This window comes from Corynebacterium sp. ACRPH (genome assembly GCF_022347285.1).
In the GTDB taxonomy this organism is placed as follows: domain Bacteria; phylum Actinomycetota; class Actinomycetes; order Mycobacteriales; family Mycobacteriaceae; genus Corynebacterium.
The window spans coordinates 14467-38083 of sequence record NZ_JAKRND010000008.1 but is presented as its reverse complement, the minus strand read 5'-3'; the positions used below and the strand labels follow the sequence as shown (position 1 = coordinate 38083).

18 protein-coding genes and 2 tRNA genes are annotated in these 23617 nt (G+C 63.9%); 4 read left to right on the top strand and 16 right to left on the bottom strand.

Annotated elements, in window-relative coordinates:
* Nucleotides 1-115 precede the first annotated feature (115 nt).
* On the bottom strand, nucleotides 116-3175 hold the full coding sequence (locus MHX66_RS05720) for an Rne/Rng family ribonuclease (protein ID WP_239201077.1): 3060 nt from the start codon (nucleotides 3173-3175) through the stop codon (nucleotides 116-118).
* 160 nt (nucleotides 3176-3335) lie between these two features.
* Here MHX66_RS05720 and MHX66_RS05715 point away from each other — a divergent pair, with 160 nt between their 5' ends.
* A complete protein-coding gene (locus tag MHX66_RS05715) occupies nucleotides 3336-4100 on the top strand; it encodes a hypothetical protein (protein ID WP_239201072.1) in 765 nt (254 codons plus the stop codon).
* Between the two features lie 77 nt (nucleotides 4101-4177).
* On the opposite strand, the gene ndk is transcribed toward MHX66_RS05715, so the two are convergent.
* The 7 genes from ndk to MHX66_RS05680 all read right to left on the bottom strand — a co-directional run bounded on the left by ndk (nucleotide 4178) and on the right by MHX66_RS05680 (nucleotide 13242).
* Complete coding sequence (ndk, locus tag MHX66_RS05710; protein ID WP_034973318.1) at nucleotides 4178-4588, bottom strand: nucleoside-diphosphate kinase; 411 nt, start codon at nucleotides 4586-4588, stop codon at nucleotides 4178-4180.
* A 54-nt stretch (nucleotides 4589-4642) separates the two neighbouring features.
* On the bottom strand, nucleotides 4643-5977 hold the full coding sequence (locus tag MHX66_RS05705) for a peptidoglycan recognition family protein (RefSeq protein ID WP_239201071.1): 1335 nt from the start codon (nucleotides 5975-5977) through the stop codon (nucleotides 4643-4645).
* A gap of 113 nt (nucleotides 5978-6090) precedes the next feature.
* The gene (locus MHX66_RS05700; RefSeq protein WP_239201197.1) at nucleotides 6091-6489 is read right to left on the bottom strand and encodes a DUF4233 domain-containing protein; all 399 of its coding nucleotides are present in this window, start codon (nucleotides 6487-6489) and stop codon (nucleotides 6091-6093) included.
* Nucleotides 6490-6687: 198 nt separating this feature from the next.
* Complete coding sequence (locus MHX66_RS05695) at nucleotides 6688-8241, bottom strand: folylpolyglutamate synthase/dihydrofolate synthase family protein (RefSeq protein ID WP_239201070.1); 1554 nt, start codon at nucleotides 8239-8241, stop codon at nucleotides 6688-6690.
* A complete protein-coding gene (locus tag MHX66_RS05690; RefSeq protein ID WP_239201068.1) occupies nucleotides 8238-11036 on the bottom strand; it encodes a valine--tRNA ligase in 2799 nt (932 codons plus the stop codon). The genes MHX66_RS05695 and MHX66_RS05690 overlap by 4 nt, the downstream gene beginning before the upstream one ends.
* Nucleotides 11037-11056: 20 nt before the next feature.
* Entirely contained in the window at nucleotides 11057-12160 is a 1104-nt protein-coding gene (locus tag MHX66_RS05685; RefSeq protein ID WP_239201066.1) for an alpha/beta hydrolase, read from the bottom strand.
* 89 nt (nucleotides 12161-12249) lie between these two features.
* The gene (locus tag MHX66_RS05680) at nucleotides 12250-13242 is read right to left on the bottom strand and encodes a malate dehydrogenase (RefSeq protein ID WP_239201064.1); all 993 of its coding nucleotides are present in this window, start codon (nucleotides 13240-13242) and stop codon (nucleotides 12250-12252) included.
* A gap of 175 nt (nucleotides 13243-13417) precedes the next feature.
* On the opposite strand from MHX66_RS05680, the gene MHX66_RS05675 reads away from it, so the two are divergent.
* On the top strand, nucleotides 13418-14227 hold the full coding sequence (locus MHX66_RS05675; RefSeq protein WP_239201062.1) for a hypothetical protein: 810 nt from the start codon (nucleotides 13418-13420) through the stop codon (nucleotides 14225-14227).
* Here MHX66_RS05675 and clpX read toward each other — a convergent pair.
* The 6 genes from clpX to MHX66_RS05645 form a co-directional block, all read right to left on the bottom strand.
* A complete protein-coding gene (clpX, locus tag MHX66_RS05670; protein ID WP_011273210.1) occupies nucleotides 14224-15498 on the bottom strand; it encodes an ATP-dependent Clp protease ATP-binding subunit ClpX in 1275 nt (424 codons plus the stop codon). The genes MHX66_RS05675 and clpX overlap by 4 nt on opposite strands.
* 140 nt (nucleotides 15499-15638) lie before the next feature.
* On the bottom strand, nucleotides 15639-16268 hold the full coding sequence (locus MHX66_RS05665) for an ATP-dependent Clp protease proteolytic subunit (RefSeq protein ID WP_011273209.1): 630 nt from the start codon (nucleotides 16266-16268) through the stop codon (nucleotides 15639-15641).
* A gap of 3 nt (nucleotides 16269-16271) precedes the next feature.
* The gene (locus MHX66_RS05660; RefSeq protein WP_239201060.1) at nucleotides 16272-16838 is read right to left on the bottom strand and encodes an ATP-dependent Clp protease proteolytic subunit; all 567 of its coding nucleotides are present in this window, start codon (nucleotides 16836-16838) and stop codon (nucleotides 16272-16274) included.
* Nucleotides 16839-17044: 206 nt separating this feature from the next.
* Nucleotides 17045-18607 carry a trigger factor gene (tig, locus tag MHX66_RS05655; protein ID WP_239201058.1) on the bottom strand — a complete coding sequence of 521 codons (1563 nt, stop codon included), beginning with the start codon at nucleotides 18605-18607 and terminating at the stop codon, nucleotides 17045-17047.
* A gap of 258 nt (nucleotides 18608-18865) precedes the next feature.
* A tRNA-Pro gene (locus MHX66_RS05650) sits at nucleotides 18866-18939 on the bottom strand.
* Nucleotides 18940-19064: 125 nt separating this feature from the next.
* Nucleotides 19065-19139 (bottom strand) — tRNA-Gly (locus tag MHX66_RS05645).
* 182 nt (nucleotides 19140-19321) lie between these two features.
* On the opposite strand from MHX66_RS05645, the gene MHX66_RS05640 reads away from it, so the two are divergent.
* Nucleotides 19322-19558 (top strand): hypothetical protein, encoded by a 237-nt coding sequence (locus tag MHX66_RS05640; RefSeq protein WP_239201051.1) that lies wholly within the window; start codon nucleotides 19322-19324, stop codon nucleotides 19556-19558.
* A gap of 34 nt (nucleotides 19559-19592) precedes the next feature.
* Here MHX66_RS05640 and MHX66_RS05635 read toward each other — a convergent pair whose 3' ends face one another.
* Nucleotides 19593-20066 carry a ribose-5-phosphate isomerase gene (locus MHX66_RS05635; protein ID WP_239201050.1) on the bottom strand — a complete coding sequence of 158 codons (474 nt, stop codon included), beginning with the start codon at nucleotides 20064-20066 and terminating at the stop codon, nucleotides 19593-19595.
* Between the two features lie 93 nt (nucleotides 20067-20159).
* On the bottom strand, nucleotides 20160-20822 hold the full coding sequence (locus MHX66_RS05630) for a disulfide bond formation protein DsbA (protein WP_304504315.1): 663 nt from the start codon (nucleotides 20820-20822) through the stop codon (nucleotides 20160-20162).
* A 42-nt stretch (nucleotides 20823-20864) separates the two neighbouring features.
* Between MHX66_RS05630 and pepN the strand changes: the two genes are divergently transcribed.
* Entirely contained in the window at nucleotides 20865-23561 is a 2697-nt protein-coding gene (pepN, locus tag MHX66_RS05625) for an aminopeptidase N (RefSeq protein WP_239201040.1), read from the top strand.
* The last annotated feature ends 56 nt before the right edge of the window (nucleotides 23562-23617 follow it).

The following is a 23617-nucleotide window of genomic DNA, read 5'->3' as shown; positions in this document are numbered from 1 at the left end:
GCGCAGTCCCCGGCGACGCGCGCGTTAAGGCTGGTCACCGGCGGAACGAACAGCGACTGGTTAAGACTACCCGGTCAGGGGGCTAAAAACCAAATCCCTTTGCTTTCGCTCGGAACTAGTTCGTCTTGCGCACCACTCGCCGGCGACGGCCACGCGAACGGGGCTTCTCACCGCCCTTTTCGGCGCTATTGTTTGTGACGCCGAAGTCCTCCGGTCGCGGGGCAAAATCAGACTTAGAGTTGCCTCTTGTCTGTCGCTTCCGGCGTGGGGATTCCTCGAACTTGCGCTTCGCTTCCTCGTAACTGGATTGGTTGGCGGCGGAAGAGTGGGCGTCCCGCCCCGAAGAAGAACGAGCACTGCGCGCGTTCGTGTGCGCCGAACGCACTACGCGGCGGCGACGGCGCACCCTGTTAGCCGCGACCTTATTCTGCTCCGGCCGCTCTGCGTTGTCGGCTGCCGAAGGCTCGTCCGGATCCTCCTGGGCGGACCGCTTGCGGGCGCTGGCGACGATGCCTTCGATGTCGCTGGCACGATTGCGCGCCTTAGCGTTACCTCCCCGCTTCTGTGACTGCTCCTGCTTTGGTTCCGGCTGCTCCTCCTGCCGCTCGGATCCCTGGGCAGCGAGCGGGGTACCGCGACGAACCACACGGCGCACGCGACGGCGAGTGCCCTGCAGAGACTGTGGCCGCTGAGTCTGCTCGGTCTGCTCGGTCTGCTTATCCTCGCGCTGGCCACGCTCCGGAGCCTTACCCTGGCCTCGCTCCTTGAGCTGCCCCTTGGACTGCCCCTTGGGCTGATCCTTGGACTGCCCCTTGGGCTGGTTCTTGCCCTGGTTTTTAGCCTGCTGGCGCTCCTTGCGGTGCCCGTGGTCGCGTCGCGGCTCCGGGTCCTTCTGCTCCACCGGGTCCGGATGCATGATGAACCCGCGTCCATCGCAAGCCTCACATGGGGTGGAGAAAGTTTCCAGCAGACCAGTACCCAATCGCTTGCGGGTCAACTGCACCAGACCCAGCGAGGTCACTTCACCCAACTTGTGGCGCGTGCGGTCGCGGCCTAGGAACTCCGACAGGCGGCGCAGCACCAGATCCTGGTTCTGCTGCAGCAGCATGTCGATGAAGTCCACGACGATCATGCCACCGATGTCGCGCAGACGCAGCTGGCGGACGATCTCTTCGGCCGCCTCCAGGTTGTTCTCCGTGACCGTGGCCTCGAGGTTGCCACCGCTACCCACAAAGGAACCGGTATTCACGTCGATGACCGTCATGGCCTCAGTGTGGTCGATGATCAGGTAACCGCCCGACGGCAGCCACACCTTGCGAGCCATAGCCTTTTCCAGTTGCTGGTCCAGGTCCAACGGTGCGAAGGCATCCTGGCCGTCGTGCTTGCCGCGGTTCCACTTGTGTACGCGGTCCATCAGCTCCGGGGAGGTGCGCCCCAGGTAATCGCGCACGGCCTGCCAGGACTTATCGCCGTCGATGATGAGCTCGGAGAAGTCCGCGTTGAAAACATCACGCACGACCTGGATCAGCATGTTCGGCTCTTCGTAGAGCGTCACCGGCTTGGAGCCCTTGGAGTTGCGCTCCTTGTTCTCGAGCTTCTGGATCTCCTGCCAACGCTTCTCCAGGCGCTGCACGTCCTCAGTGATCTGCTCTTCCGTTGCATTCTCTGCAGCGGTGCGGATGATCGCGCCGCCATCGCCGGTGATGACCTCACCCAGGATGTCCTTCAGACGCTTGCGCTCGCCTGCGGGAAGCTTGCGGGAAATGCCGGCGGTCGTGCCCGCCGGGAAGTACACCAGGTAGCGGCCCGCAAAGTTAATGCGGTTGGTCAGGCGCGCACCCTTGTGTCCGATCGGGTCCTTCAGCACCTGCACCAGGATCTGATCACCCGGGCGCAGCGCCTGGTCGATCTTGCGGCTCTTGGAGTGCAGGTGGGACGAACGCCAATCCATCTCGCCTGCGTACAGCACGGCGTTGCGGCCCGTGCCGATGTCCACGAAGGCTGCCTCCATGCTGCCCAGCACGTTTTGCACGCGGCCGAGGTACACGTTGCCAATCAGCGACTGGTGCGTCGCATCCGCCACGAAATGTTCAACCAGCTGACCATCTTCTACCACGCCGACCTGAGTCATCATGCCCTTGTGATCGGTGCGCTCCGAGTCACGGACGATCATCGTGCGCTCCACGGATTCGCGGCGGGCCAGGAACTCGGCGCGGGTGATGGCCTTGTAGTTCTTGTCGCGGTTCTTTGCTCGCCAGCGGCGCTGCGATTCGAGGCGGGTTGAGCCCTTCATCTTCACCGGCTCGTCCACCAGGTCTTCGGTGGCACGCTCGGCCGGGTGGAGATCCTCGGGCGCGATGTTCTTCGCGGGGGTCTCTTCGGCTTTCTCTTCTGACGCCCGCTCCTCCGCCCGGCGCGCACTTCCTACGCGGCGTACGACTCGGCGGACTCGACGGCGCCGCACCGGCTTCTGCTCGGAATTTTCTTCCTGTGCCTTCTCCTCCTGCGCCTTTTCTTCCTGAGGCTTCGCTACCTGGGCTGCTGCCCGCTCCGACTTCTTCTCCGGCTTCTGCTCTGGTTCCTCAGCCTGCTGCGGCTTCTTGGCAGACTTCTTTACAGCGCGCTTCGCCGTCTTCTTCACAGAGCGCTTGGCGGTTCGCTTGGCCGGCTTCTTCTCCGACTTTTCAGAAGTCTCCTCAGCAACCGCTTCAGGAGCCACCTCAGTAGCATCCTCTACAGCCTGCTCCACCTGCTCTTTCTGCTCGGCAGGCTCGACAGACTTGGAGGGCTTGGCATGCTCAGCAGGCTCAGAGGACTTCTTCGTCCGCTTCTTCGCAGTCTGCTTTGCAGACTTCTTAGTAGCCTTCTTCGCTGCCTTCTTAGCTGACTTCTTCGGCTTCTCGGCCGCAGGAGCCTCTACCTCCGCAGGCTTTTCGTCTGCTTGAGATGGCTCGGAGCTGGCACTGAGGGCGTCCAAAACAGAAAAGACCTGCGCCTGAGTCAGCGACGAGGCCGTCTTCTTCCCCTCAATGCCATGGTCCGCCAGAACACCCAGGAAGTCCGTCGCGCGGATCCCCAACTGCTTGGCAACGGTGTGGACGCGAATCTTCTCCCCCACACTGTCTCGATCAATTTTCGCAGCCTGAGCTGCAATTTCCGGGCTGATGGTCGCCACGAAATCTCCTTTTAAAGTCTTCAAAGTTTTCCTGATCGCCATGCCGCATCGTCGTTGTGGGCACCCGATCTGTACCCCATTGTCTCACATCGTCTCGAATCCATCCGACAACCCATCCGACAACGCTGTGTTCAAGTGCGCGACTGTTACGCTGAACGCCATGCCCAACCCATCGTCGCCCTCCGTCGCCTTCGATCAGACAGTGCTCACCGATGTCCAAAACGGCATGCGCCCCAGCAAAGCCGCGCAGTTTGTGATTTCGCTGATTTTCGGACTGATGATGTTCATCCTCTGCGCACCGATCACCGGACCATTGCCAGCGCTGGGGATCCTCGTCGCCGCCGTCCTGGCTGGCGTCGTGTGGTGGCGTTACCTGCGGCGGGGCGGCGTGCGCGGCAACGACTACTCCCCCATGAAGTCAGACGCCGAAGCCGCCCGCACCCCCTTCAGTTGGAAGGAAGAAGGCCGTTTAGTGCTAGTGCTTGCGCTCGTATTCGGCATATCGCAGGTCGCAAGCATGTTTAGCAGCCAGGGCAGGTGGGGCTTCGCCGCTATTGCCGCGCTGATCACCGTTGGGTTGATGTACTGGGTCGTTACTCTTGACGCCTGGCGCCCCACTCGCTACACCGACCCGGAAAAACTGGGGCGAGAGATGCGAATTGAGGACCCCACCGAGTGGCTACAGGCATTCCTCTACTGCCGCCGATGTGTCCCGGGCGGGCTGCAGATCCTGAGCGATACCTTGAAGGAGGATCTTTCGCGGTACGGATGGACCACTCGCAGTGCGAACGAAGCTCTGGACAAGCTAGTAGAGCAGGGCAAAGCTGTGAAAATCCGGGAGTTGCGCTCTACCGATGGGGCGAGGAAATGGGTCACGCTGACAAAGGAAGGCTCCCAAGACTTCCAGGAGCGGCACGGAGGCTAAGCCGCGCCTCGCCTTCATCAAAGCCCCTGATATGCAAAAACCGCGGACGCGCTGCGCCCGCGGTTTTTTCCAGCTGTTTACAGGTTCGGGAACCAGATGCCGATCTCGCGCTCCGCGGACTCCGGGGAGTCGGAGCCGTGAACAACGTTTTCGCCAACGGTCAGAGCGAAATCGCCGCGGATGGTGCCCGGGGTGGCCTTCTCCACTGGGTGGGTGCCACCGGCCAGCTGACGCCAAGCGGCGATAGCAGACTCGCCCTCAACGATGCCGGCAACCAGCGGAGCGGAGGTGATGAAGTCCACCAGCTCGCCGAAGAAGGGCTTATCGGCGTGCTCAGCGTAGTGCTTCTCCGCGGTCTCGCGGTCAGCGGTACGCAGGTCCAGCTCCACGAGCTTCAGACCCTTCTTTTCGATGCGGGAGATAATTTCGCCCACGTGGCCGTTCTTAACGCCGTCGGGCTTAATCAGAATCAGAGTGCGTTCAGTCATGTCAGTGATTCTACACGTGGCGTCACGGCACTACAGCGCAGCAACACCCAGGCGCTATACGCGGCTGCGCACCTGATTCATCAGTGCGTAGGCACGGTCACCCGGGCACGCGGTCGCAGTGGAGACGTCGCCCCAGTCGCGGTGACCGGTGATCGTGCGGCGGGTCAAGTTCAGGCGGGCCGCGTTGTTTACGTAGCGCACGCTACCGCGCGGGTCTAGCCCCAACCCACGGCACAGGTGGCCGAGAACGCGCACAAGAGAGTTGATGGCGGCCGGGGTGGGAGCCTGCTGCATGAAGTTCCCCAGCAGACACACACCAATATTGCCGTCGTTCGCGTTGTACACGTGACCTGCGGTGACGGACATGGGCGATGCGCCCAAGCTGCCGGACTGGAAGACCGCCTGGCCACCCGTGCCGGTGGTGCGCCCCTGGAACACAGTGCCATCCGGAGCAATCAGCAGGTGGTAGCCGATGTCTCCCCAACCGCGCCCGCCGTTGGCCCGGGAGGCGTGGAAGGCGTAGATGCTGCGGACGTTCGCGGCGTAGTCGCCGTTGGCAGGAGTGGCCATCGCCGTGTGGTGCACAGTAATGAGCTGCGCGCGGGTGAAGCGGGGAGTCCACCCCATCAGCGACTCGTTGGCACCCCACTCGCGGCGGGAAACCACGCGCAGGCCGTTGATCACGTTCGCGCCGCCAATGCCGGCACCACCCGGAGCCGGCGCACCCGGGTTGGCCAGGCCACTGGACTGCAGGATTCCGGCGATGGTGCCCGCCAGCGCCAGGGAGCCAGCCAGGCCCGCAGCTCCGGTCTCCAGGCTGCTTTGCAGTTCAGCCGGGTTGGAGGGCAGCCCCATCGGCGCAGCGTAGGGTGCAATGCCCGCGCCAAAGATCTGCTCTTCCTGCCCCTGCGGAGCCTCCACGATGTGGAGGAACAGGCGCGTCGCCGGGTCGTTCACCTCGCCGGGCAGCCATACGACAGTGGCCCCCTCGGGCAGCTCTACCGGTTCGGACTTCAGTGCGGAATCATCGCCCTCGCGGTCGTGTGCCTCGGGCTGCACCACGCGGTCCTCGGTGCGACCGTCCTGGAACTCGAAGCGCAGGGTCGCCTGCGCTGCCTCGGTCGCTGCGGGCGCAAAGGTGATGGTGAGGTACCCGGTGCCTCCGGGTAGCTCGCCCTTTTGGTTGACGCCGATTCCCGTCCCGGTGAAGCCCTCTTGCTCGGCAGGGGTCGGTGCGCCGGCAGCTCCGGCGGGATCTGCACCGGGGAGTGCGTCGTCGGCGGAGGAGAAGACCCCCATGTTGTTGCGGTTGGCGAAGAGGAGGGAGCCACCGACGCTGGCCCCCAGAGCGGTGGAGAAACGGAAAAATGCACGGCGCGTTAACGTCATGCACCGGATAATAAACCACATTCGGGGGTAGCGGGAGACTTACCCCTATTTAAGGGTATTCCCAGGTGAGTGTTACTAGTGTTAAAGGTGGTGCGAATGTGGCGTCACAAAGATTAGTCGGCGGGGGTAGTCGGGCGCCGCACGTTACCTTCCTCATCGAGGTGCTGCGAGGGCAGCAGGCCGCGCTCCATGCGGCGCATCAGGTTCGAGCGCAGGTGGTAGATGTACCACCAGCACAGAGCGAAGATCACGCCCATAGCACCCATCGCCGGGTGCACGATGAAGCCCGCGATCGCCAGCACCTGCAGGGCAATGTTCAACCAATCAGCCCACTTGGCCTTCTGCAGGAAGGCGGCGACGATCATCGCACCCCCCAGGCCGATCACGTAGGCCATGTTGAAGGTCGTGGCGGAAGCACCGGCATCCACCCGGGTGATGACGGTCAGCACCAGCAGGATCACGATGGCTTCCATGATGTGCGTTCCGGCCATCACACCGCGCAAGCCCTTCATCGGGTCGTTGGCCGGGGCCTGGCCGGGACCCAGCGGGCCGAATTCGCCCTGTCCACTGTGCCCACTCTGCCCACTGTCCTCGCCAGCCTTACTGCGGTTGTGCGGGTTCTGTGCCACGATTGTGCAGCTCCTTGGTAGATCTTCCGTTTAAAAAATTTTCCTGGCGCCGGCGAGTGTCCCGGCGCCTGTCCTGGCCGCCTACGCCGGTTCCTTGCCGAACAGCGTCCGAGCCTCCCCGGCCGTCACCACAGAGCCAGTGATCAGCACGCCAGCGCCGGACAACACGCCGTCCTCGTCGTCTTCGGCCAGTTGGGTGGCGATCTCCACGGCTCCGGGCAGGTTCGCGGCCACGTGCACGCGCTCCTCGCCGAAGGCATCCCGCGCGTACTCGGCCAGCACGTCGACCGGCAGGGCGCGCGGGGAGTTCACCTCCGTCACCACGACCTCGTCCATCACCGGCTCCAGGGCAGCCAGGATGCCGCGGGCATCCTTGTCCCCTAGCACTCCGACCACGCCGACCAGCCGGCGAAACTCGAAGTCGCGGTCGATGGCCGCAGCCAGGGCTTTCGCCCCGTGGGGGTTGTGCGAGGCGTCGATAAACACGCTCGGGGTGGAGCGCACGCGCTCCAGGCGGCCGGGCGAGGCGACGGAGGCGAAGCCCTCCCGCACCGTGTCCACGTCCAGCTGCCGCTCGGCTCCGGCGCCGAAGAATGCCTCCACGGCAGCCAGGGCCACGGCGGCGTTGCGTGCCTGGTGTTCGCCGGAGAGCGGCAGGAAGATGTCTGTGTACTCGCCAGCCAGCCCGCGGATGGTTACGGTCTGCCCGCCGACGGCGATCTGGCTGGAGACCACGCCGAACTCACTGCCGGCGCGGGCGACGGCGGAATCCTTCGCCACGGCCTCTTCCAGCAGTACTCGCATGGCCGCCGGCTCTTGCTCGGCAACGATCGTCACATTGTCCGGCGGGGTGAGCAGATCGTCAGCATCCCAGCGGGCCTTGATGATGCCCGCCTTCTCGCCCGCGATCTTCTCCAGCGTGTCGCCCAGGTAGTCCGTGTGATCCAGCCCGATCGGGGTGATCACGGCAACGTCGGAGTTCACCACGTTCGTCGCGTCCCAGCGCCCGCCCATTCCGGTCTCCACCACAGCCACGTCCACCGGCGCGTCGGCGAAGGCCGCGTAGGCCATGGCCACCAGCACCTCGAACTTGCTCATCTGCGGGCCGCCCTCGGCCTGGCTCTTCGCGTCCACCATTTCCACCATCGGCTGAATGTCGCGCCAGGTGTCCACGTAGTCGCGCGGGTGCAGTGGCTTGCCGTCGATGGCGATGCGTTCGGTGACGATCTGCAGGTGCGGGCTGGTTGTCCGCCCGGTGCGGCGGTGGAATGCGCGCATCAGCGATTCGATCATCCGCACCACGGAGGTCTTGCCGTTGGTTCCCGCAACGTGGATCACCGGGAATGCACGCTCCGGGTGGCCGAGCAGATCCATCAGCATCTCTACGCGCTCGAGCGTCGGGTCGATCTTCGTCTCCGGCCAGCGCTGATTCAGCTCCGCGTCGACCTCCGCCAGCGCGGCCAGGTCTTCGGGCGTAATGGGACGTTCTTGTACTGACGCCACCTCGGCCTCATCCGCCCCCACACCGTCGATAGGCAGGGCTAGGCCTGCCTCGTCGAGCGTGACCTCTTCCGGGTAGCTATCCCCGACCTTTTCCTCGAAGCTTTTGCCGTCGGCAATCCTGTCGTCGGTCATGCCTGCGGTAGGCCTTCCAGGCGGGCAGTGATGCGCTCGAACTCTTCCTGTGCGACGCGCTGGCGTTCGCGGATTCCTTCGACGACCTTCTCCGGTGCCTTGGACAGGAAGTTTTCGTTACCCAGCTTCTTCGCTGCGTTGTCCAGCTCCTTCTGAGCTGCCGCGAGGTCCTTCTCCAGGCGCTTGCGCTCCGCGGCAACGTCAACGGTGCCGGAGGTATCCAGCTGCACGGCGATGGTTGCCTGGGACAGTCGGACCTCAATGGACGCAGTCTCTGCGAAGCCTTCCTTCGGGATTTCCAGGCGCACCAGGGATCGCACGGCCTCCTCGAAGTCCGCCAGGTCAGCGGCAGCGAAATCCAGCGCGGCGGGCACCTTCTGGGAGGGCTTCACGCCCTGGTCGCTACGGAAGCGGCGCAGCTCGGTGACCAGCTTGTCCACGTCCGCCATGCGGCGTACCGCATCGGCATCGGTCTGCGTCCCACCGTTGGTGAGGTCGGAGGTCGGCCAGTCGGCGGTGACCAGGGAGTCGGAGTAGCCCTCTTCCCCATCGGTCAGCGCCTTCCACAGCGACTCGGTCACGAAGGGCATGGCGGGGTGCAGCAGGCGCAGCACCGCATCCAGTACGCGCCCCAGCACGATCTGGGTGCTGATGCCCCGCTGGACCTGTTCCTCCGTGGCGCTATCCCAGTCGCGCGGGATCTGCACCTTCGCAATCTCCAGGTACCAATCGCAGAACTCGCCCCAGGCAAAGCGGTATAGGTTCTCGTTCGCCAGGGAGAACTCGTAGCGATCCAGCGCGTCGTCCACCAGCTGGCGGACCTCCTCCAGGCGATCCAGGATCCAACGGTCGGCATCCGTCAGGATCTCACGGGCGGGCAGCTCGCCCACGCGCGCGCCGTTCATCAGCGCGAACTTAGTGGCGTTGTACAGCTTGGTGGCGAAGTTGCGGGAGGACTGCGCGGCATCCTCGCCCACCGGCAGGTCGGAGCCCGGGTTGGCACCGCGCGCCAGGGTGAAGCGCAGCGCATCCGCGCCGTAGTCGCGCACCCAGTCCATCGGGTCGATGCCGTTGCCCAGGGACTTTGACATCTTGCGGCCGTGCTCGTCGCGCACCAGGCCGTGCAGGAAGATGTCCTTGAACGGGATCTGCGGGCGGCCGTCCTTGCCCGTGCCCAACACCTCTGGGGTGTGCTTGGAGGCGAAGGTGGCGAACATCATCATGCGGGCGACCCAGAAGAACAGAATGTCGTAGCCCGTCACCAACACGCTGGTGGGATAGAACTTCTCCAGTTCCGGGGTCTTCTCCGGCCAACCCATCGTAGAGAACGGCCACAGGGCGGAGCTGAACCACGTGTCCAGCACGTCCTCGTCCTGGCGCCAGCCCTCGCCCGTCGGAGCTTCGTCGTCCGGGCCGCAGCACACGATCTCACCGTTCGGGCCGTACCAGATCGGAATGCGGTGGCCCCACCACAGCTGGCGGGAAATGCACCAATCGTGCATGTCGTCCACCCAGTCGAACCAGCGCGGCTCCTGGGAGGAAGGGTGGATCACCGAGTCGCCGGAGCGGATCGCATCGCCGGACATCTTCGCCAGCTCATCCACCTTGACGAACCACTGCTCGGACAGGCGCGGCTCCACGGCCTCCTTGGAGCGCTCGGAGTGGCCCACGCTGTGCACGTAGGGGAACTTGCGGGCCACGATGCGGCCCTGCTCCTCCAACGCCAGGCGGATCTTCTCGCGCGCCTCGTAGCGCTCCATGCCGTCGAACTCAGTGCCGGTGTTCGCAATGTGGCCGGTCTCGTCCATGATCACCGGCATCGGCAGGTCGTGGCGCTGGCCCATCGCAAAGTCGTTCGGGTCGTGCGCCGGGGTGATCTTCACCGCACCGGTGCCGAACTCCGGGTCCACGTAGTCGTCGGCCACCACGATCATCTGGCGGTCCGGCAGGAACGGGTGCGGCAGGGTCTTGCCCACCAGGTCCGCGTAGCGCTCATCCTCCGGGTGCACGGCAACGGCCACGTCGCCCAGCATCGTCTCCACACGAGTGGTGGCCACGACCACGTGCGGTTCGGAATCGTCCAGCGAGCCATAGCGGATGCTCACCAGCTCACCCTCGTCGTCGGAGTACACAACCTCGATGTCGGAGATCGCAGTCTGCAGCACCGGAGACCAGTTCACCATGCGATTCGCGCGGTAGATCAGGCCGGCGTCAAAAAGCTCCTTGAACATCGTCTGCACGGCGCGGGACAGGCCATCGTCCAGGGTAAAGCGCTCGCGCGACCAATCCACGGAATCACCGATGGCGCGCATCTGGCGCTGGATCACGCCGCCGTACTGATCCTTCCACTCCCAGACCTTCTCCACGAAGGCCTCGCGGCCGTAGTCGAAGCGGTCCTTGTCCTCGGTTTCCTTCAGGCTGGCCTCGACCTTCGTCTGGGTCGCGATACCCGCGTGGTCGGAGCCGGGCAGCCACAGAACCTCGAAGCCCTGCATGCGCTTGCGGCGAGCCATCGCATCCATCAGCGTGTGGTCCAGCGCGTGGCCCATGTGCAGCTGGCCGGTCACGTTCGGCGGCGGCAGCACAATGCTGAAGGGCGGCTTGTCGCTGGAAGGATCGGCCTTAAAGTAGCCGGAGTCCACCCACCCCTGGTAGAGGTTTTCCTCTACCGCGGCGGGGTCCCATGCCGCAGGTAGCTGTGCCGAGCGGTCGGCACCAATCGGGTTAGAGCCATTTGCCTTAGAACTGGAGTCACTCACGTCTGCCAAGTCTAGTAGACGGCCCGGACAGGGCATACACCCCGCCTACCACCCGCTCACCCACTGAGCGTTTGCATCTCGAGCATCGCCCGCAGCACACCCGCAGCCTCGTCCAACGCCCGCCCGGAGTTATGCCACACGCCCGAAGAATTCACGAAGGGGTGAATCAGGCCGGGGTGGCGTCGGAAAGAAACGGGCACACCTGCCTCCCGCAGCTTCTCGGCATAGGCCGTGCCCTCGTCGCGCAGCGGATCGAACCCGGCGACAGCGACATAGGCCGGAGCCACCCCACTGACATCCTCGGCAAGCAGAGGCGAAACGTCCGGGTCCAGCCGCTGCACATCGTCGGTGAGGTACTGGTCGCGGTACCACTGCATGTGTGCCTGGGTCAGGAAGTACCCCTTGGAGAACTCCTTGTGGCTGGGCGTATCCATCCTGGAAAGGTCCGTAACCGGCACAAATAGCAGCTGCGCACGCGGCTGCTCCTGGCCTTCGCGCTTACGGCGCAGGCACACCACGGCGGCCAGGTTACCTCCCGCGGAATCGCCGCCGACGGCCACCCTATTTTTATTGACGCCCTTAACCTCGCCCGCCATGGCCGCATCAACGACATCGCAGCAGTCGTCCGGCGCAGCGGGGAAAGGATGCTCCGGAGCCAGGCGGTAGTCCACGGAGAGCACGGCCACGCGGGCGGCCTCGCACAGCCAACGGCAGGTGGAATCGTGCGAGTCGAGGGAGCCGACCACCCAACCGCCGCCGTGGAAGTACACCAGGGTGGGCAGTTCCTCGTCCGGCGAGACCGCGCCAGTGGGACGGTAGTGGCGCACGCGCACGCCCCGGATCCGCTCCTCCACTACGGAGCCGACCTGGGTGACGTGCCCGCCGGCCATGTACGCAGCGTCCTCCACAACCGCGCGGGTGGCTTCGACGGGCTGCTGGGAATAGTCCGCCGGGTGCATCAGGTCGGTGACCAGGCTGGAGGCGCGGACGTCGGAATCCAGGCGATCACCGTCGGAGTTGGTGCGGGAGCCGAAGATCCGCAGAACCGGCTCGGGGATCGCGGGCAGCAGCCACCCGGCGCGGGCAGTGAGTTGGCTGAAAAGCGAGTGCTGGAGTGGTTGCGAGTGAATCGGGGCTGTGGTGTCAGTGGGATTTGTCATGCCTAACATAAAACCACCCGACCTAACGGCCGGGTGGCGATATGCGGAAAAAAGTTTTGCTACAGAAAACTACAGCGGGCTATAGGAAACTACAGCAGGCCAGCCTCCACGACAGCGGCCTTTTCCTCCTGCAGCTCCTTGATGTTTGCGTCGATGCGCTCCTGCTGCGCCGGGCTGATCTCCAGCCCCTGCACGATCTCCCACTCGCCGTTAACAGAGCGGCAGGGGAAGGAGAAGACCAGACCCTCCGGGATTCCGTAGGAGCCGTCGGAAGGCAGTGCGACGGAAACCCAGTCGCCCTCGGCGGTGCCGTTCACCCAGTCGCGCATGTGGTCCAGCGCGCCGCTTGCCGCGGAGGCTGCCGAGGAGCGCCCGCGGACCTCGATGATCTCCGCGCCGCGCTTGGCTACGCGCGGGATGAACTCATCGTTTACCCACGCCGCATCTAGCTTGTCGGCGACCTTCTCACCGTTCAGCGTCAGCTCCGTAACGTCCGGGAACTGGGAGGCGGAGTGGTTGCCCCAGACGGTCATGTTCTTCAGGTCGCGCACTGCCACGCCCAGCTTGTCCGCCACCTGCGCCAGGCCACGGTTGTGATCCAGGCGGGTCAGGGCGGTAACGCGGCGCGGGTCGAGGCCCTCTGCGTGGGCCGCAACGATCGCCGCGTTGGTGTTCGCCGGGTTACCGACGACGATCACGCGGACGTCATCGGCGGCGTGCTCGGCGATCGCCTTGCCCTGCGGGCCGAAGATCTTGCCGTTGGCGGCCAGCAGGTCGGCGCGCTCCTCACCCTTCTGGCGGGGCTTGGCGCCCACCAGGAAGACTGCGTTGGCATCCTTGAAGCCCCTGTCGAGTTCGGTGGTGGTGGTGACCTCTCCCAGCAGCGGGAAGGCGCAGTCGGCCAGCTCCAGGGCCACGCCACGGGCGGCCTGCAGGCCCTGCTCGGTCTCCAGCAGGCGCAGGTTCACTACGCGGTCGCCGAAGACCTCCCCCTTGGCGATACGGAACAGCAGGGAGTAGCCGATCTGGCCGCCGGCACCCGTGACGGTGACGGTAACGGCATTCTGGTTGTTGGTGGTCACGCGGGGCTCCTTAAGCAATGCGTTGGTGAGAATTTTCTTAAATCCTCTCCCTACTGTAATAACCTGCCCGACACCCTGCACTCTCACTGCATTCGAACATCAAACCACCCCCGCACGAGCCTGGATTAACTGCACATCGCTGCAGGCTCAGCCCCTTCATAGATAAACTGAATTGGTGCAGAATAAGCCCCACCTTCCCGCCTCTGCGGCCTGGTATGGCCTCGGCGAACAGCAGTACATCCAGGCCATGAACACCGCCGTGACCATCGCCATCCGGGTCGGTGCCGCATTCACTCCTGAACACCTGGCCGCGATCACCCAGGCCGCACGCCTGCCGCAGAACTGCGAGCTGCTGGATTCCCCGGCTCGCCTGTACGAGGAGGCGCTGCGTTATGCCCACTCCTCCATCTGGCCCGTGCCGCTAAATGGTTATGACAACCCGGAGATGGAAAGCTCCCCTGTCCGCGAGATGCGCAAGCTCGTCGCCGCCACCTACACGCGCTTTGCCACCCATCCGGACGCAGTGCGCCTGATTGTGGCGGAGAATCTGCTGGGCGATCCGGAGCTCGTCCACCGCGTAGGCGTTTTAGAGGACTCTCCAGTGGTGCTGCATCTGGATCGCGTGCTGATGCGCGGCCACGATATTGGTGCCTTCCGCAGCGGTGTGTCCGCGGAGGATACCTATGCACTCATCACTGCGCTGTGCTCCTTCGCCGTCACCCAGGGCCCAACGTTCCACGCCCTGTACGGCATGGATTCCAGCACACCCGAAAACGAGGATGGCCTGCGGACCCTGACGTGCAATGCGGTCATCGCTTTCCTCACCACCACAATGCCCACCAACCAGGGCGCGTCGTACACCCACGCTTCGCATTCTTCGGTGATTGGTACCTCGGTCGCCGCGTCGCTCTACAACCACGCACGGCATGAGGATGAAGAGGTTGATGACGCCCCCTCGGCGCCATCGGACCTATATCACGACTAGGCGCTCTTCTTGTCCCGCTTGGCGACCTCTTCGTGGGTCAGCAGGGTCGGTTCCGCCTCCCCACGGGCGCATGCGCCGGTGATGATGACCTCGCCGGTTTCCTCATCTTCAGGGATGGCGAACATGGTCGGCAGCAGCAGGGTTTCCATGATGGACCGCAGGCCGCGGGCGCCGGTCTCGCGGGCCAGTGCCTTCTGGGCAATCTCTCGCAGCGCCTCGTCCTCGAAGGTCAGGCGCACGCCGTCCATGTCGAACAGGCGCTGGTACTGGCGCACCAGGGAGTTCTTCGGCTCGGTCAGTACGCGCACGAGGGCGTCCTCGTCCAGGTGGCCGACGTGGGTCAGCACTGGCAGGCGGCCGATCAGCTCGGGGATCAGACCGAACTTCACCAGATCCTCCGGCTCCACGAACTGGAACGGGTTCGGATCCTCCTCGGACTTCGCGCTGATCTCCGCGCCGAAGCCCAGACCCTTCTTGCCGCGGCGCTCGGAAATGACCTTCTCCAACCCGGAGAACGCACCCGCCACGATGAACAGCACGTTCTTTGTGTCGAACTGGATGAACTCCTGGTTCGGGTGCTTGCGGCCGCCCTGCGGCGGAACGGCGGCAACGGTACCTTCCAGGATCTTCAGCAGGGCCTGCTGCACGCCCTCGCCGGACACGTCGCGGGTGATGGACGGGTTCTCCGACTTGCGGGAGATCTTGTCCACCTCGTCAACGTAGATGATGCCGCGCTGGGCCTTCGCCACGTCAAAGTCGGCGGCCTGGAGAAGCTTCAGCAAGATATTCTCTACGTCTTCACCGACGTAGCCGGCTTCGGTCAAACTGGTGGCGTCAGCAATGGCGAAAGGCACATCGAGCATTCGAGCGAGCGACTGCGCCAGATAGGTCTTGCCCGAACCGGTAGGCCCCAGCATCAGAATGTTGGACTTCGCCAGCTCCACCTCATCGTCGGAGCGGCGGGCAGCGGCGTTCGACTCCTCGACCTGGATGCGCTTGTAGTGGTTGTACACGGCAACGGCCAGCGTGCGCTTAGCCTCGTCCTGGCCGATCACGTAGCTATCCAGGAACTCTGCAATCGCCGCAGGCTTCGGCAGCTTCGCGGAGCTCTCCGCAGGATCGACGGCCAGCAGCTCCTCTTCGATGATCTCGTTACAAAGCTCGATGCATTCGTCGCAAATGTAAACACCAGGGCCGGCAATCAGCTTGCGGACCTGCTTCTGACTCTTTCCACAGAAGGAACACTTCAGGAGCTCTGCGCTTTCAGGCATGCGGGACATCAGGCTTTCTTGGATTGGGTAACTTGCGGGACAGCTAGATTAGCACCCTCGTAGGCCTTCAATTCTACTGCGCCACACCAAAAACCCCGCGGAAGCTGAGAGCCCCGCGGGTCGCTAGTGTTTGCCGGGCGCTAGTTCTGCGCCGACAGTTTGCGGTAGTCGAAGACCTGGTCGACGATGCCGTACTCCTTGGCCTCCTCGGCTGTCAGGATCTTGTCACGGTCGGTGTCGATGCGTACCTGCTCGGCGGACTTACCGGTGTGGCGCGCCAGGGTCTCCTCCATCAGCTTACGCATGCGCTCGATCTCCTTGGCCTGGATCTCCAGGTCGGAAACCTGGCCCTGCACACCGCCGGTGGCGGGCTGGTGGATCAGCACGCGGGCGTTCGGTAGAGCAGCGCGCTTGCCCGGGGTACCGGCGGCCAGCAGCACGGCAGCGGCGCTGGCGGCCTGGCCGAGGCACACGGTCTGCACGTCCGGGCGGACGTACTGCATCGTGTCGTAGATCGCCATCAGGCTGGTAAAGGAACCGCCGGGAGAGTTGATGTACATCGTGATGTCCCGGTCCGGGTCCAGCCCCTCCAGCACGAGCAGCTGCGCCATGATGTCGTTGGCGGAAGCGTCGTCCACCTGGGTCCCCAGGAAGATGATGCGCTCCTCGAACAGCTTGTTGTACGGGTTGGATTCCTTCGCGCCGTAGCTGGAGTGCTCCACGAACGACGGCAGGATGTATCGCATTTCTGGCATCTGCATCTCTGACATGTCTTAGCTCTCCTTCGCAGAGGTGATGACTTGGTCGACGAAACCGTATTCCTTGGCCTGCTGGGCAGTGAACCAACGGTCGCGGTCGGAATCCTTGGTGATCTGCTCAACGGTCTGGCCGGTGAACTCCGCGATCAGCTCCGCCATTTCCCGCTTGGTGTAGGCGAACTGCTCCGCCTGGATGGCGATGTCGGCGGCGGTGCCGCCCACGCCTGCGGACGGCTGGTGCATCATGATGCGGGCGTGCGGCAGGGCGTAGCGCTTACCCTTTGTGCCTGCGGAAAGCAGGAACTGGCCCATGGACGCCGCCAGGCCCATCCCGTAAGTAGCGATGTCACACGGCGCATACTTCATCGTGTCGTAGATCGCCATACCCGCGGTGACGGAGCCACCGGGAGAGTTGATGTACAGGCTGATGTCGCGCGTCGGATCCTCTGCGGACAGCAGCAGAATCTGGGCGCACAGCTCGTTGGCGATTTCATCGTCCACCTGGCTGCCCAGGAAGATGATTCGCTCGCGCAGCAGGCGCTCGTAGACTGAGTCTCTATGGTTTGGGGTTTCCGAACTCAACTTCGCTCCTTGCCGAAAGTATTACGAAAGTTCACTTTTGTATGCGCCCCAGCCTAGTCACACCCGTCGGTAAAGCGTGCCTTCCGGTGGGGTTGTTCGCTGTCAGCGCACGGTGTGGCTGCGCACCGGAGCGGGTACGGGACTGGCGGGGCAAAAAGAAAACCGCCAGAACCTCGCGTAGAGGTCCCGGCGGTCAGGGAAAACTCTTAGTCTTCCTTCTTCTCCGCTGCCTTCTTGGTGGTCTTCTTGGCAGTGGACTTCTTCGCGGTCGACTTCTTGGCCGTGCCCTTCTTGGCAGTCGACTTCTTCGCGGTGGACTTCTTGGCCGTGCCCTTCTTGGCAGTCGACTTCTTCGCGGTGGACTTCTTGGCAGGAGCTTTCTTCGGCTTCTCCTCGGCCTTATCCGCCTTGTCAGCCTCAGCCTTGTCGGCCTTCTCAGCCTCGGCCTCAACGTCACCGAAGTACTCCTTCGGGTCAACATCTGCGCCGTCGGTGTCCTTCACAGAGGTACGGGCGATGTTCAGCGCCAGTGCCTTGCCGCGGCGGACGTCAGCGAACAGGCTGCCCAGCTGGCCGGCCTGCTGTAGCTGCATGATGAACTGGTTCGGATCCATGCCGTACTGGTTTGCAGTGAAGGCGATGTGATCCATCAGCTCTTCCTGAGAAACCTCCGGCTGCTCCTTGTCCGCAACTGCGTCCAGGAACAGCTGGGTGCGCACGGAATCCTCAGCGGAGCTGCGTGCATCCTCTTCGAACTTCTCGCGCGTCATGTCCTGGGCAGCCAGCATGGACTCGAAGACCTTCTCGTCGCCACCGAACTGCTGGATGATCTGCTGGATCTGAGCGTCGACCTGCTCCTTGACAACACCCTCCGGCAGCTCAAACTCAGTCTGCTCCAGAGCCTCGGCCAGAACCTTGTCGCGGATCTCGCCCGCCTGGGTGTTCTTCAGCTGCTGCTCGACCTGACCCTTCAGGGACTCCTTCAACTCGTCCAGGGTGTCGAACTCGCTAGCCAGCTGTGCGAAGTCGTCGTCCAACTCCGGCAGCTCGCGCTCCTTGACGGAACCGAGCTTGACGGTAACCTCAGCCTCTTCGTCGGCGTGCTCGCCGGCAACCAGCTTGGAGGTGAAGGTGGACTCCTCGCCCTCCTTCATGCCAACCAGGGCGTCATCCAGGCCCTCGATCAGGGAATCGTTGCCGACCTCGTGGGACAGGCCCTCGGTGGTGGCCTCGTCGACGGTCTCGCCGTCGATGGTGGCGGACAGGTCGATGGAGACGAAGTCGCCCTTCTTCACTGCGCGATCCGCCGGCTTCAGGGTGCCGAAGCGAGCCTGCAGGTTCTTCAGCTCCGCATCGATCGCCTCGTCGTCGGCCTTCAGCGGTGCAACCTCAACGGAGATGGCGGAGAAGTCCGGAACCTCGATCTCCGGGCGGACGTCGACCTCGGCGGTGAACGTGATGTGCTTACCGTCCTCCAGCTCGGAGATCTCGATCTCCGGCTGGCCCAGGGCCTTCACGTCGTTCTCCTCGACAGCCTGGCTGTAACGAGAAGGCAGCATCTCGTTGATGACCTGATCCAGGACAACGCCACGGCCCAGGCGAGCTTCCAGAATCTTCGCCGGAACCTTGCCCTTGCGGAAGCCCGGCATGTTTACCTGCTGCGCGAGGGTTGCGTAGGCCTTGTCGAACTCTGGCTTAAGCTCCTCGAATGGAACCTCAATCGTCAGCTTGGTGCGGGTGGCGCTCAGCTTTTCTACAGAGCTCTTCACGAATGCACACTCCTGTGTATTAATAGCTTCTTTGGCACCGCGGTCTCTCGTTCATCTCGCAGCGCTTTTTACGGTCGGTGCTCAATTTTATAGAACCATCGCCAGGCGCATCACGCTGGGGTGTGGTTTTCAGGCTCCCTGGCCACGAAGCGGATCACCGAATCCCCCACCGATCCGAACTGCGAACCCCCATTTCACCTTTTCAATGCGACGAACCGCAGGGCGGCGTCACAAAGAAAAGAGTGAAAATAAAAAATGTCGGGATAACAGGATTTGAACCTGCGACCCCTCGCTCCCAAAGCGAGTGCGCTACCAAACTGCGCCATATCCCGATCCTTGCACACCCCGAAGGGACGTTGCGCCCGCTACTTTACTGGCTGGTTGCTGGGAAATACAAAACGGCAGCTCCCCCGTCGTCGCGCTCGCCTGTGCGCTCGGGGGAACTGCCTAAAAAGATTGGAGGGAATGACGGGAATCGAACCCGCGTCTTCAGCTTGGAAGGCTGAGGTATTAGCCACTATACGACATTCCCATTGGAAGCTAGCTTCCGTTACGTTGTGCGATGTTACACCATACACCCCGCTATCCAGCAAAATCGCCCCAGCACAGTTGGCGAAAATAGCCCACAACCTGCGTGGTTGCGGGGGTATGCAGGTGTAGCAAATGCGCCACTCTAATTGTACGGGTTACCTATCGGCGGTACATTCTAGTTTTATGGAACCAATTATCGTCGACAAAAACACCGGCACGGAGCTCTGGACCGCATCACAGTGCGCTGAGTACTCCGGCACAGCTCGTGGCACCTTCACCAGCTATGCAGGCCGCGGTCGCGCGCCCCGGCCAGTGGCCAAGTACAACGGGCTGACCCTATGGGATTCCAACGTGGTCAAGGAATGGCAGCAAAAACGCGATGGCGCCCCGACCTCGTCGGGCACCACCGCGCAGAAGTAGACCTCGCGAGTGGATCTCGAGGAGAAGTAATTCTTTAGCTCTCCGGCAGAGCGGGGGCCTCCCCCGTGCGCTCGTACTCAGCCAGGATGTCGATGCGGCGCTGGTGGCGCTCCGCCTCGGACCACGGCTGGGTGACGAAAGCATCGACAATCGCCAGCGCCTCCTCCTCGGAGTGCATACGACCGCCCAGTCCGATCAGCTGGGCGTTGTTGTGTTCACGGGCCAGCTTTGCGGTCTCCACGGACCACGCCAGCGCACAGCGGGCGCCCGGAACCTTGTTGGCAGCGATCTGCTCGCCGTTGCCGGAACCGCCGAGCACGATGCCCAGCGAGCCCTCGTCTTCCACCACGGACTTGGCCGCTGCGATGCAGAACGCCGGGTAGTCGTCGTTCGCGTCGTAGGTGTGGGCGCCACAGTCCACAACCTCGAAGCCCCTGGAGGTCAAGTGATCCTTGATCACGTTCTTCATCTCAAAACCGGCATGATCTGCACCTAGGTAAATACGCATGCTGCCAGTCTAGCCGGTTGCCGGCTGCTCGCGGGGCACTACTGCCCGGAGGCTAGCGCCGGGCAGTACCCCGCGGGTGTCGTACCGCGGACGCTACTCCGCGACCGGCGCTTCGGTGCGGGAACGCTTCAGCTCGAAGAAGTGCGGGTTCGCCGCCAGGGTCACGGAGGCATCGAACATCTTGCCTGCCTCTTCCCCGCGCGGGATGCGGGTGATGACCGGCCCGAAGAAGGCCACGTCGCGCAGCTGCACGACCGGGGTGCCGACCTCGTCGCCCACCAACTCGATCGCCTTGTCCTGGGATTCGCGCAGCGGCGCGTCAACGGAGCCTTCATCGTCGGCAGCCAGGTGGCCCACCTTGGACAGCTCGGCGGGCAGCTCAGCCTCTTCCAGAGCCTCGGCGATCAGTTCGTCGTAGCCGTGCGGGTCGGTTGCATCGGCACGCTCCTCGTTGTGGATCTTGGTGCCGATGGCGGTGTACCAGGCGGAGAGCTTCTCCGGGTGCTGCTGCCAAATTGCGGTGGCCACGCGCGCCGGCGCCCACGCGGCATCCATCTTCTCGCGGTAGTCAGGGTCCAGGTCGCGCCCCTCGTTCAGGACGGAGAGGCTCATCGGCTGGAACTTCACCTCCACGTCGCGAACCTCCTGGACCTCCATCAGCCAGCGGCTGGTTACCCAGGCGAAGGGGCAGATGGCGTCGAAGAACATGGTTACGGTCTGGTTCTTTGTATCGGTCATGTTCCCCACTCTAGCCATGGCGCGGGAACCCTGTCCGGCGCGCCTACTAGGGTGGTCTGCATGACTTCCATCAACCTAACCCGTACCGAGGCCGAGCATCGCGCTAGCCTCATCAGCGATGTTCACTACACCATCCAGCTGGATCTTTCCGGCGGCGAGAAGCCCGAGAACAAGCACTTCCGCTCGCTGACCCGCATCACCTTCACCTCCGGCACTGGATCGACCTTCCTGGACCTGCGTGCGGACTCGCTGTCGCGGGTGGAGCTCGATGGCGCTGAGCTTGGGGACTTTACTTATGACGCCACTACGGGCATACCGCTCGAAGGCCTGTCTAGTGGCCAGCATGAGCTGCTGGTGGAGGCGGAAATTCCGTACTCCACCACGGGCCAGGGTCTGCACCGCTTCTTCGACCCCAGCGATGACCAGGCCTACATGTACACCCAGTTCGAGACGGCGGACGCCAAGCGGGTCTTCGCCTGCTTCGACCAGCCGGACATCAAGGCGACCTATGACGTTGAGCTCACCACGCCAGCCGAGTGGACCGTGGTGACGAACAATGAGGTTTCCGTGGCGGAGGCTGAGGGCGTCAATAAGAAAAAGCACAGTGCGACCGTGGATTACCTGCTGTCGACCTACCTCATTGCGTTCTGCGTAGGCCCGTGGCACGTGGTGCGCGACGAGTGGCGCGGCACGATCACCGAGCACCCCGAGTCCGCGGCGGCGAAGGAAAAGAACCTGCAGACCAGCGGGGAGATGCGTGTGCCGCTGGCGCTGTACTGCCGCCAGTCGCTGGCGGAGTACCTGGATGCCGACGAGCTGTTCGAGGTGACCAAGCAGGGCTTCGACTACTACGCGGATAAGTTCGGCATCGGCTACCCGTTCTACAAGTACGACCAGATCTTCTGCCCCGAATACAACATGGGTGCCATGGAGAACGCGGGTGCGGTGACGATCCGCGACGAGTACGTCTTCCGCTCCGCGGCCAGCCACTACCAGTACGAACGCCGTGCGGATACGATCCTGCACGAGCTGGCGCACATGTGGTTCGGCGACCTGGTGACGATGAAGTGGTGGGACGACCTGTGGCTGAACGAATCCTTCGCCACCTGGTCGGCAGCCATGAGCCAGGCGGGGGCGACGAAGTACGACACGGCATGGGTGACCTTCAACAGCAAGGAAAAGGCGTGGGCTTATGCACAGGACCAGCTGTCCTCGACCCACCCGGTGTTCTCTGACGCAGGCGACATCGAGACGGTGGAGGCCAACTTCGACGGCATCACCTACGCCAAGGGCGCAAGTGTGTTGAAGCAGCTGGCGGCCTACGTGGGGCTGGAGGAGTTCTTCGCTGGCATCCGCGCGCACTTCGCGGCGCACGCCTGGGATAACGCAACCTTCACGGACCTGCTGGGGGCGTTGGAGAAGGCTTCGGGGCGCGACCTTTCGGACTGGTCGGATCAGTGGCTGCGCACGACGGGCATCAACACCCTGACCCCGGTCTTTGAGGTAGCCGACGGAGCCTACAGCTCCTTTGCCGTGGAGCAGTCCGGCGCGCAGCCCGGCGCGGGTGAGACCCGCACGCACCGCATTGCTGTGGGCGTGTACAGCTATGAGGGCGGCGCCACGGGCGGCAACGGCGGAGCGCTGAAGCGCACCAAGCGCGTTGAGCTGGATATTTCCGGCGAGCGGACCGAAGTTCCGGAGCTGGCGGGCGTGCCCGCTGGCGACCTGGTGCTGGTCAACGACGACGATCTGGCCTACGGAAACATGGCGCTGGATGAGGGATCCCTGGCAACTGCGGTCGGCGACAGTGATAGCGACGGAGCTGGAGCCGGCAAGCCGAGCATCGTGCGCATCACGGATCCGATGGCGCGTGCCTTGGTGTGGTCCGCGGCATGGCAGATGACGCGCAACGCGCAGATGCGGGCGCGCGACTTCATCGGCCTGGTGGCCGGAGGCGCGGCTGAGGAAACCGAGCTGGCGGTGCTGGAGCAGATCTTGGCCCAGGCCCGCGCGGCGGCTGCAAACTACGCAGACCCGGACTGGGCGGACGACGGCTGGGCGCAGCTGCGCGAGGCCTTCCTGGCTGCAGCGCGCGAGACCGAAGGCCCGGCTCAGCTGGCGTTTGTCCGCGCCTACGTGGGCTGCGTGCACTCCGCGGAGTCCGCGGACGTGCTGCGCGCGCTGCTGGGTGAAGCTGGCGCCGAGGTGATTCCGGGGCTGAACGTGGACCAGGACCTGCGCTGGGCGATCATCATTGCGCTGACCGCCGCGGCGCGTGCCACCGGCGAGACCGCCGAGCAGGTGGAGGCGCGCATCGCCGCCGAGGAAGCCCAGGACAAGTCCTCCAGCGGTGCGGCGCTGGCGCTGCAGGCGCGCTCCTCCGTGCCGGATGAGAAGACCAAGCAGCAGGTCTGGCGCGCCCTGACCGTGGAGGCCCCGCAGCAGAGCAACCTGAGCCTGCGCCACCGCAACGCGGGCCTGGTACACGTCGGCCATGCCGACCTGTTGCAGCAGTTCAGCGACGATTACGTCGCCCACGCCGTGGAGTGGTGGAAGTCCCTTAACTCCGAGATGGCTCTGCGCACCTTGGAAGGCATCTACCCCTCCTGGGATCACAGCGATGCCACGGATGCCGCCATCGCCGAACTGGTGAAGGCGGAGGACACCCCGAGTGGCCTGCGCCGCGTGCTCTCCGAAGGCCGCGACCGAGTGGCGCGCGCCAAGGCCGCCCGCGCATTCGACGCGGCGGGAAAGTAACCGTCCGGCTGCGCCCCTGCGGCGGGGCGGCTGCGCCCCTACGGCCGTGGCCGCGC